At 55.6% G+C, this 13,452-nt stretch carries 12 protein-coding genes; 10 read left to right on the top strand and 2 right to left on the bottom strand.

The genetic code is table 11. The features are described from left to right. Position 1 precedes the first annotated feature (1 nt). On the bottom strand, positions 2 to 988 hold the full coding sequence (locus AC07OO_RS14370; protein WP_495082776.1) for a glycosyltransferase family 2 protein: 987 nt from the start codon (positions 986 to 988) through the stop codon (positions 2 to 4). Between the two features lie 5 nt (positions 989 to 993). After that, positions 994 to 2,637 (bottom strand): PIG-L family deacetylase, encoded by a 1,644-nt coding sequence (locus AC07OO_RS14365; RefSeq protein ID WP_495082775.1) that lies wholly within the window; start codon positions 2,635 to 2,637, stop codon positions 994 to 996. Positions 2,638 to 2,988: 351 nt separating this feature from the next. Between AC07OO_RS14365 and gspE the strand changes: the two genes are divergently transcribed. From gspE to gspD, 10 genes are all read left to right on the top strand, one after another. Further along, positions 2,989 to 4,671, top strand: a complete 1,683-nt coding sequence (gene gspE, locus AC07OO_RS14360) for a type II secretion system ATPase GspE (protein ID WP_495082774.1) — start codon at positions 2,989 to 2,991, stop codon at positions 4,669 to 4,671. Positions 4,672 to 4,676: 5 nt separating this feature from the next. Further along, positions 4,677 to 5,897 (top strand): type II secretion system F family protein, encoded by a 1,221-nt coding sequence (locus AC07OO_RS14355; RefSeq protein WP_495082773.1) that lies wholly within the window; start codon positions 4,677 to 4,679, stop codon positions 5,895 to 5,897. 36 nt (positions 5,898 to 5,933) lie between these two features. Continuing rightward, the gene (gene gspG / locus AC07OO_RS14350) at positions 5,934 to 6,368 is read left to right on the top strand and encodes a type II secretion system major pseudopilin GspG (RefSeq protein ID WP_495082772.1); all 435 of its coding nucleotides are present in this window, start codon (positions 5,934 to 5,936) and stop codon (positions 6,366 to 6,368) included. Further along, positions 6,356 to 6,811 (top strand): GspH/FimT family pseudopilin, encoded by a 456-nt coding sequence (locus AC07OO_RS14345; RefSeq protein ID WP_495082771.1) that lies wholly within the window; start codon positions 6,356 to 6,358, stop codon positions 6,809 to 6,811. Before gspG ends, AC07OO_RS14345 begins: the two co-directional genes overlap by 13 nt. Positions 6,812 to 6,813: 2 nt before the next feature. Then, the gene (locus AC07OO_RS14340; RefSeq protein WP_495082770.1) at positions 6,814 to 7,206 is read left to right on the top strand and encodes a type IV pilus modification PilV family protein; all 393 of its coding nucleotides are present in this window, start codon (positions 6,814 to 6,816) and stop codon (positions 7,204 to 7,206) included. Next, entirely contained in the window at positions 7,203 to 7,859 is a 657-nt protein-coding gene (locus AC07OO_RS14335; RefSeq protein WP_495082769.1) for a type II secretion system protein GspJ, read from the top strand. The genes AC07OO_RS14340 and AC07OO_RS14335 overlap by 4 nt, the downstream gene beginning before the upstream one ends. A gap of 23 nt (positions 7,860 to 7,882) precedes the next feature. Beyond that, on the top strand, positions 7,883 to 8,740 hold the full coding sequence (locus AC07OO_RS14330; RefSeq protein ID WP_495083353.1) for a type II secretion system minor pseudopilin: 858 nt from the start codon (positions 7,883 to 7,885) through the stop codon (positions 8,738 to 8,740). 14 nt (positions 8,741 to 8,754) lie between these two features. Beyond that, complete coding sequence (locus AC07OO_RS14325) at positions 8,755 to 9,843, top strand: PilN domain-containing protein (protein ID WP_495082768.1); 1,089 nt, start codon at positions 8,755 to 8,757, stop codon at positions 9,841 to 9,843. Further along, complete coding sequence (gspM, locus tag AC07OO_RS14320; RefSeq protein ID WP_495082767.1) at positions 9,840 to 10,415, top strand: type II secretion system protein GspM; 576 nt, start codon at positions 9,840 to 9,842, stop codon at positions 10,413 to 10,415. The genes AC07OO_RS14325 and gspM overlap by 4 nt, the downstream gene beginning before the upstream one ends. A gap of 767 nt (positions 10,416 to 11,182) precedes the next feature. Next, positions 11,183 to 13,450: a type II secretion system secretin GspD gene (gene gspD / locus AC07OO_RS14315; protein ID WP_495082766.1), complete on the top strand. Its 2,268-nt coding sequence runs from the start codon at positions 11,183 to 11,185 to the stop codon at positions 13,448 to 13,450. The last annotated feature ends 2 nt before the right edge of the window (positions 13,451 to 13,452 follow it).

Raw genomic sequence — 13,452 nt, 5'->3', positions numbered from 1 at the left:
CTTATGCACAGCGATTGAAGGGGTTCCAGCTAAGCTGCCCGAGAATGCTCCATATGCTCGCTTTTCTGGTGGACTGAATTTCCCGGCGTTTTTTCCAGTAATGCGGTATGCCCAGCACAGCGTCGAGCTTGGCTCTAGCGATTACAGCACCGTTTCCCTTTGCTGAAAACCAGAGGATGGTTAGGATATTGAGTGCAATGTGCACGGGGAGAAACATCCAGAACAGGATGCCCGGCATGTTCTTCACATAGGCCCAAACCATGTTCCTATGGCCGTGGTAAGTCTGCGAATCGCTGCGCCGACCGACAACCGCGGAACCCAAATGTTGCACCGTGGCAGTCGGAACATACATGGCGCGGTAGCCGGCTAGTCGCAGGCGAAAGCCAAGATCGACATCTTCGACGTAGAGGAAAAAATCTTCGTCAAGCAAGCCGACTGTCTGCAGCGCTGCGGTTCGGTACAGAGCCGCAGCTGCACAGGGGGCAAATATTTCTTGCTTCGTGCCGTATCGCGCAGAGTCTGCGCAGCCATGCCCTCTTCTCCAAGGAAGTCCGCTGACGTGGTAGGCGTCTCCTATGCCGTCAAGGTATTTGTGCTCGGGGTCGCTAAACATCCGGGATCCAAAGGCTGCATGGGTGGGGTGAGCTTCACCCGTTGAGACGAGGTTAGCCAGCCAGTCTTCATGCGGAAATGCATCGGGGTTCAAGAGCGCCACCCATGGCCCAAGGTCAATATGCCGTAACGCATGGTTGACACCGCCGGCAAACCCCAGGTTGCGGCCGGGTGATAAGACAGTAACGGAGGGATGTAGTTGCTGAATCGATGACACTGAATTGTCAGTGCTATGGTTGTCCACCACGATGGTCACAAATTCTCGGAACCGTTGCTTTTCCATGGCGGTCAAACATCGGCTAATCATTTCTCCGCCATTGAAGTTCACGATGATGACGGTAACTGTTGAGGGTATTTGTCGGGACGGGCTTAGCATGGGTATCACTGTCGACCCCTCAATAAGCCCGAGAAGAACCGTAACGGCCAGGTGATCTTCCAGGACGTGGAGGAGCGCAGATCCTGCACGGTGCTTTCCAAAGCATGTGCGTGTGCACTCTGCGTGGCAACAGCGGCTTTGAGTTGATCCAATTGCGTGCGGAGCATGCCCAATTGCACTTCTAGTGCCTGCGTGTGCGTTTGCTCTGCCCTCAGTTGCGATGACGCTTTGTCTAAACTCTGCTGGGTATTGAGCAGGACAGATCGCAGTCGTTGGCTCTCTGCGAAATGGTGTAAGCCAGTGCGGACGCGTTGGCATACCGCGCTGACTTTGGGTGTGTACCGAAATACGGTGTGCGCTGCAATTTGCAGCCAGAATCCCTCGTAGTCGATTTGTCCGCGGATCTCATCCAACGCGCAGCCCTTTTCAACCAATGACCGGGCAAATAAGACGGCATTGGATGGAAGTAGGGTTTCGATCCGCACATGCGTGCTGTTCCATTGTTCGTCCAAGATGGCCATTGGCTGTCCTTGCTTGTCAACGAACCTAACCCCTGTGTAGGTGGCGAGCGCGTCGTGTTGTGCCAATGATTGAACAAGCTTTGCCAAGTGATCTGGCAGGAACAGATCTTCCGCCTCCAGAACAATCAAATACTCTCCGCGGGCACTCTTCAATCCGGCATTGGTCGACTCCGCGTGTCCTGTCGTGCCCGTGGTCTGAATGTGTCTCAAAGGGAACCGCCCGCATGCGACGGGTGCAACATTGGTCACAGCACTGTCTGTTTCTAGCAGTATCACCTCTATATTGGGATAGGTCTGCATAGCGACCGAGTCCAACGCGTTGTGAGCGGTCCCGGGACCAAGGTTTCTCACCACGACGCTGACCAGCGGGATGTCTTCCGGCATCATTGGTAGACCCACACTGTGCTGGCGCTGATGCTCCGACTCGTATAACTCCAACGAATTGCGTACCAACTCAGCGGGCTGAACCACCATGTAGGCTTCTGCAGCGCTGACCAGTGGCCCCAATGTGTAGCTCCTGAAGCGATTCAAAGCACTGATGTGCTCGTCATAAGCCTGCATCTTGAGTTGCGAGACAAAACACGCCATCGCAACCTGCTTGCGCTGCGCCCGGGGACCACTGATGTCCAATAGCACGTTTGGCCGTAGCATCGGAACCCCGACCTCATACATGACCAGCTTCAGTACCGATCCGTGGCGCCGCACAGCTTCCAATGCAGCCATTCCAAGCGCGCGATGGTCCGGGTGCATTTCATAAATCGATGTAGCGAAAACGCAATCCGGTGCAAACGCCTTAATCTGGTCTGCAATACGCTGCACCAATTGCTCACCGTATTCCAAACCACGGTCTTTCAATCCCCAAAATATGGGTTCCCCATATCCCAGGATTCGTGCCGCTTCCCGACTTTCGGCGCGTCGGGCTTGGGCGTATTGCTGCGTGTCGTCGCAGTTGGGGTGGTAGTCTCCGTCTGTCAGTACTATGACCTGAATTGCTCCTCCCTCTGCGACTTGTTGCAATATGGCTCCGCCACAACCAAATACTTCGTCATCTGAGTGCGGCGCAAGTACAAGCATACGACCCATGCCGAAACTGGTAGTTGCCGTGTAGGGAACAAGTCTATTTTCCATTCTTACATCATCCTTGCCTCTGAGGAGCAGTATTTGCCTTGTACTACAAGTGGCGATACTTCCATTGCCAACTGCACGTTGGGGCGCCTCCCATGAGTTTATGTTGGAGCAAGAGGCGTTTCATCGGTATTCAGGGAGAAATCTCCGCCAATCACTCAAGCAATGGGCTTTGCGGTTAGAGGGGATAGATACTCCACCTTTTGTTGCAATAGCTGCACGCTTGTTCCCACGGCGTGAACTTTTCTTGGTAGTTAGAGTCTATTAATGCTGGAATCAGCAGGCAAAAGTGTCTCCCGAGGCCTATGCTAGTATCTGCACTATTTTTCTTCACGGAAAGTCATTGAGTCGAGCATGCGTCTTGGAGAAATACTGATTGAGCGTGGAAAGCTCGACCTCGCCAACCTGGAGCGCGCTCTGCGGGTTCAGGAATCCGACAGCAAGGAACGCATTGGCGCCATTCTGATCCGCACTGGATTTGCCGCCGAGCGCGACGTGATTGATGCGTTGTCGGTGCAACTCCAATTGCCCGTGGTCCCGTTGGCCAGTTATCCGGAGTTGCCCATATTGGAGGAACGCGTCGCGGTGCGTTTCATCAAAGAAGCCAAAGCCTTGCCCTTGCAGGAAGACGAGGCTCAACTCGTGCTGGCGATGGTGGATCCCCGCGACGAGTATGTGTTGAATGCCTTTCGCATGGTGACCGGGCGCATAGTGGTCCCCCAACTGGCGGTGCCTTCCGAGTTGGACGCAGCCTTCGAGCGTCTATATGGCACGGGCAAAACTTCCATGGATCAAATCGTGGGCGAGGCACAGACCCGCGACGAAGACGGCGGCAACGAAGACCTGCAGCAACTCAAAGAGTTGGCCTCCGAGGCGCCGATTATTCGGTTGGTCAGCCTCATCATCAGCCATGCGCTGCAGGCACGCGCCTCTGACATCCATATTGAGCCGTTCGAGAACCGCCTGATCGTGCGCTATCGTGTCGATGGTGTCATGCATGAGGTGGAATCTCCTCCTCGGCGGTTTTCTGCGGCCGTCATTTCGCGCATCAAGATCATGGCCAGTCTGGACATTGCGGAGCGCCGCCTGCCGCAAGATGGGCGCATTAAACTGCGACTGCAGGGCAAGGAGATCGACTTGCGCGTTTCCACGGTACCGACCATGCACGGGGAGAGCGTGGTGATGCGTATCCTGGACAAGAGCGGTACCACATTGGATTTTGTGAGCCTTGGATTTGATCCCGTTGCCTTGGAGCGTTTTCTTCAGGTCTTGACGCAGCCCCATGGGATCGTGCTGGTGACAGGCCCTACAGGATCGGGTAAGACCACGACGCTGTACACGGCCCTAGACAAACTCAACAAACCCGATGTCAAGATATTGACGGTGGAAGATCCTGTCGAGTACCAGATGGAGGGCATCAACCAGATTCAGGTTAAACCCCAAATTGGCTTGACCTTTGCCAATGCCCTGCGCTCCATCGTACGCCAGGATCCCGATGTCATCATGATCGGCGAAATTCGTGACCTCGAAACGGCACAAATCGCGGTTCAGTCGGCACTGACTGGACACATGGTGTTATCGACTTTGCACACGAATGACGCGGCCAGCACCATCAATCGGCTGCTGGATATGGGTATGGATGACTACTTGCTGACCTCAACAGTCAACGGCATTTTGGCTCAGCGCCTGGTGCGCACTCTGTGTAGCCACTGCTGTCAAGCGCACCCAGCGCTACCGGAGGTGGTAGAGGAGATGCAGCTTCAGCGCTATACAGAAGTTCGCCCAATCATGTTGTACCGTCCTGTAGGTTGTGAGGTGTGTGGCGGAACGGGCTATACGGGCCGAGTCAGCATCGTCGAATTGCTGGTTATGACAGACACTATTCGCGGCATGATCATGCGCCATGTAACTGCCGGTGAGGTTCGGCAGCAAGCTATCGCTGACGGCATGCAGACCATGTATGAGAACGGTCTTGCCAAAGCTGTAGCGGGTATCACCACGGTGGAAGAAGTCTTGCGCGTTACGCGCGAGGAGTAGCCGCAGTGCCGTTGTTTCGCTACAAGGCAGTCACGCCCTCCGGTGAGAGCCAGGAGGGTGATATGGAGGGGCTCTCCCAGTCCGTCGTGGTGGACCGTCTGCAGAGCATAGGGCTTATTCCTATTCGGATAGAGGAGATGGCAGCCGGCAATGCTGCGTCCAGCAATACCGCGGGGCTTTTTCGCAAAAGTCGGGTGACCCAAGATGACGTTGCTGTGTTCACCCAGGAGATAGCAACCTTGCTGAAGGCGGGGCTGCCACTGGATCGGTGCCTGGAAATACTAATCAGTCTGTCTGCCAACGACGCGGTTCGAGAACTGATGGGCCAATTGCGGGAAGATGTGCGCGGGGGCGCCTCGCTGTCCAAGGCCATGGACGCACGTAAAGGTGTTTTTACGCGGTTCTACTTGAACATGATTCGTGCGGGAGAAGCCGGCGGCGCTCTGGATGTCGTGTTGCAACGTTTGACCGAGTTCATGGAGCGCTCCAGGGAACTGCGGGATACGGTTAAGTCGGCACTCATTTATCCAGCTATTTTGATAGGTGTGTCAGTGCTGTCGGTGGCTATTCTGCTGATGTGGGTGGTACCCCAGTTCTCTCAGATGTTCGCGGAATCCGGCAAGGCTCTTCCTTTGCCGACCCAAATGGTGATTGCGGCGGGGGATGCAGTGCGCAATTACTGGTGGCTTATGGTGTTGGGTGTGGTGGCTGTATACGCATGGTTCTCCAAGCAGATGCGAGAGCCAGCAAGTCGCTACCGTTGGGACAAACGTTTGCTGGGTCTCCCGTTGGTGGGGGATCTCATTGGCAAACTGGAGGTCGCGCGGTTTTCCCGCACACTGGGTACCTTGATTGGCAATGGTGTGACCCTGCTGGCGGCACTGTCTATCGTGAAAGAGACGCTGAACAATACGGTCATGGCACAAGGCCTGGGAGATGTCGCCGCCCAACTCAAGGAGGGCAAGGGCTTGGGCAAGCCTTTGATGGAAACGGGGTTGTTTCCCAAGCTGGCAGTACACTTGGTGATGGTCGGCGAGGAGACGGGCAAGCTGCAGGAAATGCTGATCCGTGTCGCCGACATCTACGACCGCGAAGTGAGCAGTTCGGTCAAACGCCTACTTTCCTTGATGGAACCCGTGCTGATTCTGGGCTTGGGGCTGGTCATTGGCGGCATCATTATGTCCATATTGGTAGCCATCCTGAGTGTGAACGATCTGGCGATGTAGAGCGTTGCCAGCAATTGAATTTTGGAGTGAGAGCAAATGAAGAGCAAACAAATGAGCCGACAGCATAAAGGCTTTACGCTGATCGAATTGTTGGTGGTTTTGGTGATTTTGGGTTTGCTGGCGGGTTTGGCGGGGCCCAAGGTGATTAGCTACCTTCAAGGAGCCAAGGAAAAAACCGCTAGGTTGCAGATCGAAGAATTTACGGGCAGCCTGGACTTGTTCAAGTTGGAGACTGGGCGTTACCCTACAACGCAAGAGGGTTTGCAGGCCTTGGTTAAGCAACCCGCGGGCGTAGCTGGTTGGAATGGACCCTATCTGCGAAAGCCCAACGTGCCCAAAGATCCTTGGGACAACGAATACCACTATGTCGCCCCGGGTCAGCACGGCGTCTATGACATCAGTTCCTGGGGGGCTGATAACCGCGAGGGTGGCGAGGGAGACAACAAGGACATCAACGGTTGGGAAAAATAAGCCAAGCCCCGCAAGCCGGATTCTCGTTGATCGAATTGCTGGTTGTTATGGTCATCATGGCGATGGCCTACACCTTGGCAGGGCCGTTGGTTTCCACGGGAGTCTCTGGCGCAGAATTGAAAGCTTCCGCGCGCCAGTTGGCGGCAGGTTTGCGCAAAGCGCGCAGTGATGCCGTGGCGCGGCGGCGGGAGGCTACGTTGACCGTTGATGTCGAAGGGCATCAGTTCCAGCTCAGTGGCGACCAGCGTGTCTACCAGATCCCCAAAACGGTGGCAGTGAAGTTGTTCACTGCGGAATCTGAATTGGTCAGTGGGACAACCGGAGCCATCCGCTTCTTTCCAGATGGTGGCTCCACGGGCGGCCGCATCACGCTGAGCGCGCACGAGCGCAATTACGATGTAGACATCAATTGGTTGACGGGTCAAGTCGTCATCATCGATTGACCATGCGCAACCATAACCGAGGCATGACCTTGCTGGAAATCTTGGTCGCCTTCGTCATTCTGTCCTTGACAATGGCGGTTATCTTGCACATTTTTTCGGGCGGCATGCGCAACTCCAGGATGGCGGAGAGTTACAGCCGTGCGGTGTTTTTAGCGCAATCCCGATTGGCGGCTGTTGGTATTGAGCGGACGCTGGCACCCGGCGAAGACAGCGGCCAGGCGGGCATCAATTTGCATTGGCGCGTCAGCGTCGTTGCGGTCGACGATGGCGGGGAGGCGGATCGTTTGCGGCTGCCCATGCGCCAGTATCTGGTTCGATCCATGGTTGCGTGGCAAGAGGATGGCCGTGACAAGCATATCGAACTCTCATCCATCCGCCTCGGGCCCCGTCAATGATAGTGGTTAGCCGCCATTCTTTCCCATCTCAACGGGGCTTCACATTGTTGGAGTTGCTAATCTCCTTGACACTGTTGAGCTTCATTCTGGTGCTGTTGTTTGGCGGACTGAGGCTGGGCGTACGGAGTTGGGATGCCGTGCAAAAGCAGGTGGATAGTTTGAATTCGGTGCGATCCGTCGAGAACTTCCTGCGCCGCGAAATGGAACGCATCTACCCCTACCGTTGGAAGCCGGCGACCGCGCAGCGTTATGCATTCCTGGGTGAGCGCCACAAACTGAATTTTGTGGCGCCTTTGCCGTCACGTCTTGGCGTCGGTGGTTTGTATGCGGTTGCATTGGAGCTTGAACAATCAAGCCAGAGTCGCCGTTTGACCTGGCGACACGCTCCGGTTGTTCCCACGATGGCAGACTTCTCGCCACTGGAGCAGACAAAAGAGATGGTGTTGGTTGCTGCCGAGCTCAACGAGGTCGACGACATTTGGCTGAGTTACTTTGGTAAGGAGAGTGACGGTGCCGCGCCTCGCTGGTTGGATCGCTGGGACAACCCAAACACCATGCCGCAACTCATCAGGATTCAGGTGCGCTTTGTTGATGGTACGGAATGGCCGGATTTCGTTGTTGCGCCTTTGATCAGTGCGGAGGTGCCGCGATGAGGCGGGAGCGAGGCGTAGCCTTGGTGTTGGTGCTTTGGGTTATCACTTTGCTATCCGTGATAGCAGGGAATTTTGCCTTCAGCATGCGCGGAGAGGCCCATATCGCACGTAACCTGTTGTCGGTGGCGCAAGCACAGGCACAGGCTGATGCTGGCGTGCAACGTGCCTGGTATGAGCTGATGAAGCCGCCAACGGAAATACAGCGCTGGACCGCGGATGGCATGCCGCATGAGTTGGCCTTTGAGGGCGGGGTCTCGCGCGTTTTGATCGAGGATGAGTCTGGTAAAATTGATCTCAACACCGCGCCAGAAGCTCTGCTGATAGGGCTTTTTCGTTCTGTAGGAATGAGCAACGAGGCCGCTATCGCAATGGCCGATTGTGTTCAAGATTGGCGTGACGGCGACAAATTGCGAAGACTCCATGGTGCGGAGGAAGAGGAGTACGTCGCTGCCGGGAAAAGCTACGCCCCACCTAATGCGCCATTCGAAACCGTGGATGAATTGCAGCGGGTCTTGGGTATGACGCCGGAGTTGTTTCGCATCCTGGAGCCGGCGTTGACGGTGCACACCAAACTGGCAGGTCTGAATACGGCCGTTGCGCCGCGAGAAGCACTGTTGGCCATTCCGGGCGTCACTCCCGCGCTGGTGGACGAGTATTTGGAGTTGCGTCGCAGTGTGATCTTATCTGGTCAAAAAGCACCTGCGTTTGCGGCTGCAGGGGCTTTTTCCTTTGTGCCGGGCGGGTTGCCTGTTTATACGGTCCGTAGTGAGGCGAAAATGGTTGACGGAACGGTGTTTGTGCGCCAAGCAGTTGCCCGCGTTGTCCCAGATCCCAAGCGTCCTGTCGTCTTGCTGGCCTGGGGTGAGGGGCAGGGCGAATAATTTTCGGGAAAGAAATGACGGCTCTATCGAATAGTCTGGGCGGCACCTTGCTTGGTATAAAGAAGCAAGTTCAGGGTAGCCAATTTCTGCAGTGGTGGTTGAGTGAGCTATCCGATATGGCGCCGGCGTGGATGCGGTCGGCCGACCTGACGCTGGATCACTATGCTCTGGTGCCATTGGGTGAAATCAGCCCCACTATGCGGAAGCCCGAAATCGCCAGCTCCCGCATTGCGGCCATCACCTTGGCCTCGAATCAGGTTCTGCGCAAAACCATCCTATTGCCGCTGGCGGCCGAAGAAAACTTGCGGCAGGTTCTGGAGTTTCAAGCGGAACAACTCACTCCCTTTTCCGCCGGCAAAATCTATTTCAACTACATAGTGCTGGCACGTGATTTCAATGCGGGGCAGATGACGGTGGAGTTTGTTGCAACGCCGCGTGATGCGGTTGACCGTGGGATTGCGACATTGCTCGGATTGGGTATTGAGGTGCGGGCGCTTTTTGTGCAGGATTTGGTTGCGCAGGCGAGCTTGCTCAATCTGATGCCGTCCGCCCAGGCTAATGCCCCTTCACCCTGGCGCCACGGTGCTAACCCTTGGCTCGCCGCCTTGGTGATTCTCCTGGCGCTCTCGGCGCTGGCCGTGCCTTTGGTGGTCAAGCGTGAAGCGGTTGTGCAATTGCTTCCTTGGGTCGACAAAGGAAAAAGGGCGGCAGAGGTGGTCAATGCGGCGCGCGCGGAATTGGACAAGCGCGTCGAGCAGCACAACTTTCTGCTGGAGAAACGGCAAACTTCTCCGGCAGTGATTCAAATCTTGCAAGAGTTGACACGTATTCTTCCCGATGACACGTGGGTTCAAGTCGTTGACCTGAAGGGCAAGGAGCTGCAAGTACAAGGGGAGACTGCTTCATCGTCTCGCCTTATCGGCTTGTTTGAACAATCCACTATGTTTCGTGATGCGCGTTTCAGTTCGGCCCTCTTTAAGGGGCAAGTGGCTGGAACTGAGCGATATCAGTTAACTGTCCAGTTGCGTCAGCCTGCAAAAGCGACGTCATTGCCTGCGCTGCCTGCATCGGCTGCCTCATCTTCGGCAGGGAGGGCGCCATGAAGCCATTGAATCCTCAGCAAAAAAAGGGTGCTGCATTAGCCATTCTTGTGCTGGCCGTCCTGCTCCTGTTGGCAGCAGTAGCCGTGCCCGTGTGGCTATTGAATCGGCACTACGACTCGGCTTTAGATGAGTCGGTCAATCGACTTGACCGGCTTTCCAAAATTGTGGGCATGCGCGACGGCTTGCAAAAGCAGGCTTTGGAAGTGAGGGCATTGGAGGCGAAGCGACATTTTCTAAAAAGTGCTAGCCCCGCACTCGTTGCTGCTGAGTTACAGCAACAGGCGCAGGCGATATTTGAGGCCAATGGCGCCAAGGTAAACAGCATACAACCACTTCCAAACAAGGACGAAGGTGACTATCGGCAAGTTACGGTCCAGGTGCAACTGCTTGCTCCCTTGACATCCGTTAAAGGGATGTTGTACGCATTGGAGTCGGCCAAACCCTATCTTTTTCTCGACAACTTTTCGATTCGCGCGCCCAATTTGGTGGTGTCGCGTGGTGAGCCGCTCAACGAACCAGAATTGGTTGTTCAGTTTGATTTGTCGGGCTACGCCCTGAAGGCCGCCCCATGAAGACTGTGATGACTCGTGAAAAGGCCATTGCCATCGCTCTGATAGCTGCGGCACTGTTGCTCGTAGGCGCTTTGTTCTGGGAGTGGAGTAACGGCCTTCGGCTTGAGCGCGATTTGCTGAAAATGCGAAACATTCCCGTCAGCTCCGTGAGGCCGCTGGCGGTGTTGCCGGAATTTGAGATGCCTACAGAAGACGACGGGTTTTCTGAAGTCATATCTCGGTCGCTATTTGCCGTCAGCCGACGGTCGTCAGCTGTCGCCCGTAAGGGGGGCGCCTCCGCCATGAAAAAGGGGCAGTTTGTGCTGGTGGGGGTGCTGGTCACACCCAAGCAGCGCTCGGCGCTGTTGCGCGATGTGCAGACGAACAAGGTTGAAACCGTTGCGGTAAATGGTGTGGTGCGTGGAATTACCTTGGGGGAAGTCGAGGCTTCTCGCGTGCTCTTGCGTCAAGGCGTAGAGAGTGAGGAACTCATTCTCAATGTCCAGACTGGCCCCAAGAGCACGCCACCCGCAGGGTTGCCGCCGCCTCCTGCAACGGCTGCGGCCCCTCCTCTGCCCCCAGTACCGCCTGTGTCCGCCGCATCGGCTCCCGTGAGACCTGCAAGCGGGGCAGTTCCGGCTGCGTCGCAACCGCCTTTGAAGCCCGCGGATTCCGCGTCTGCGCCTTTGCCCCCTCCGCCTAGCCCGCCCCGTTTGGATGGCAAAAAGTAAGCACGCAGTTCTGTGTACTCAGAAATGCCTGTGTGACTAACAGTTTAAGGAATGCATATGAAAAGAAGCTCTCACAAACATTCGGCGCTGGCGATTGCTTTGCTGTGTTGCGCACCTGTCGTGTTCGTAGGTTGTGCAAGCCAGGGTGGCCCACAGCGCGCGCCCATAACGCCCCTGACACCTACGTCACCCAGAACGTCAAGTGCCGTTGATGTCAAGCCGGAGTCTTTGGCAGTGGCGCAATCTGGTGAGACCAAAAAGACCGAGGCCGACAACGGCATTAAGCTCGTTCCTGGGAGTGGTGTATTTGTCAAGCCAGCCAATATTTCAGTCCAACCTGCTGGAGCGCAAGACATTGTGCTCAATTTCGAAGGTGCCGATTTGCGAGAGGTGGTTCGTGTCGTCATGGGTGACATGCTCAATGAGAACTACACCATCGATCCCAAGGTGAATGGCACTGTCACCATCCACACAAGCCAGCCGATCAATCGTGCAGCAGTAACCCCCATCTTGGAGACGGTCTTGCGCATGAATGGCGCGGCCATGGTCAAGGAAAACGGCACATACAAAATAGGGCCATTGAACAATGCGCTGCGCGGCTCGACCACTCCGCAATTGGGCTCGCCGCAAGCTGGACACAGCGTTCAGATAGTGCAATTGCAGTACATCGCAGCGCGTGAGATGTCCAAGATTCTGGAGCCCTTGCTACCAGAGGGGAGTATTTTGCGTGTGGATGAAAACCGCAATCTGCTCATGCTGGCGGGCGGCGAGAGCGAGATGCGCCATGCATTGGAAACGGTCAGCGTGTTTGATCTCGACTGGCTGTCGGGTATGTCTGTGGGGCTATTTACGCTCAAAAGTGTGGACGTGAAAAGCATCCTACCTGAGCTGGAAATGCTATTTGGAGACAAATCCAAAAGCCCGTTTGCGGGCCTGCTGCGCATCATCCCGATTGAGCGCATGAATGCTGTTTTCGTGGTCAGCCCCCGTCCGCAATACCTGGATCAGGCGCGCGTTTGGGTGGAGCGTTTGGATCGTAACGGCGGAAAGAGCGGCACACGCTTGCATGTCTATCCGGTACAAAACGGCAATGCGGAAAAAATTGCAGCGCTGCTTAGTCAAGTCATGGGGGGGAAGTCAACCACCAGTACGCCGGCCGCAACTGTCGCGCCAGGACTGACGGGCACAACGATGCAGTCTTCTGGTGGCAGTAGCTCAGGCGGATTGTCTGGGTCGCCAACAACAGGTGTTTCCACGTCGGTGGGTGGCGCGCTTCCTGGGGCAACCGTGAACACGGCCGCCAGTGTGGTGGCAACGGGTACTGGCGAGGCCCTGGGGTTAGGTGCCGGGAGCACACTCAAGATCATTGCGGATCGTGACAACAATGCCTTGTTGATTTTGGCTAATGGCGCCGAGTACGAAAAAATAGAAGAAGCCATCAAGAAGCTTGATGTCGTGCCGCGTCAAGTACTGGTAGAGGTCACGATTGCCGAAGTGACTTTGACAGGCAACCTTCGGTATGGCTTGGAATGGTTTTTCAATAGCAATAACAACCTGTCTGGAAGCTTGACGAATACCAATGGAGGATTGGGTTCGACGCTGTCTTCGGATTCCGCAAGCGCAGTCACTCCAAGGTTGCCCTTCACCGCGGTTTGGCGTACGACTGGCGGAAATATATCGGCGGTGTTGAGCGCATTGGCTAGCAATAGCAAGCTCAATGTTTTGTCGTCGCCGCATGTCATGGTGACTGACAACCAGGTTGCAAAAATCAATGTTGGTGCAAGCGTACCTGTGGCCGGATCCAGCACAGTAACGGGGACCAATGTGATTACGTCGGTAAATTATGTGGATACAGGGGTGGTGCTCTCTGTGCGGCCCCACATTAACGCGGGTGGATTGGTCACTTTGGAGGTCAATCAGGAAGTCAGTGATGTTCAGGATGGACTTACTACAACCGGTCTTGCATCTCCTACTATCAACAAGCGCTCAGCGCAAACCATTGTGGCGGTGCAGTCGGGTGACACCATGGTACTGGCCGGCCTGATCAAGGACGACAAGAATGGTGGATCCTCTGGCATCCCGCTGCTGTCTGAGATACCGGTCGTGGGCGCGCTCTTCGGCGCGAAGAGTGATACGAGCACCCGCCGTGAACTCATCATTACGATCACCCCGCGTGTCGTGAATGACAATCAGCAAGCGCGTGAGGTGACTGCTGAATTCCGTAAGAAGCTCACGGGCATGAACAAACTGAACCTGGATGCGGCCACTGCGACAAAAAGTAGTGAAAATGCGGCAGCACAAGCGGAAGGTGCAAAAGGCAACTAAAT

It is taken from the genome of Rhodoferax sp. GW821-FHT07G04, assembly GCF_059418585.1.
This window is presented reverse-complemented; position numbering and strand designations above follow the sequence as displayed.

Coding starts and splice junctions, on each gene's coding strand:
- AC07OO_RS14370 (WP_495082776.1), bottom strand. CDS start 988: ATGCTAAGCCCGTCCCGACAAATACCCTCAACAGTTACCGTCATCATC.
- AC07OO_RS14365 (WP_495082775.1), bottom strand. CDS start 2,637: ATGGAAAATAGACTTGTTCCCTACACGGCAACTACCAGTTTCGGCATG.
- gspE (WP_495082774.1), top strand. CDS start 2,989: ATGCGTCTTGGAGAAATACTGATTGAGCGTGGAAAGCTCGACCTCGCC.
- gspG (WP_495082772.1), top strand. CDS start 5,934: ATGAAGAGCAAACAAATGAGCCGACAGCATAAAGGCTTTACGCTGATC.
- AC07OO_RS14340 (WP_495082770.1), top strand. CDS start 6,814: ATGCGCAACCATAACCGAGGCATGACCTTGCTGGAAATCTTGGTCGCC.
- AC07OO_RS14335 (WP_495082769.1), top strand. CDS start 7,203: ATGATAGTGGTTAGCCGCCATTCTTTCCCATCTCAACGGGGCTTCACA.
- AC07OO_RS14325 (WP_495082768.1), top strand. CDS start 8,755: ATGACGGCTCTATCGAATAGTCTGGGCGGCACCTTGCTTGGTATAAAG.
- gspM (WP_495082767.1), top strand. CDS start 9,840: ATGAAGCCATTGAATCCTCAGCAAAAAAAGGGTGCTGCATTAGCCATT.
- gspD (WP_495082766.1), top strand. CDS start 11,183: ATGAAAAGAAGCTCTCACAAACATTCGGCGCTGGCGATTGCTTTGCTG.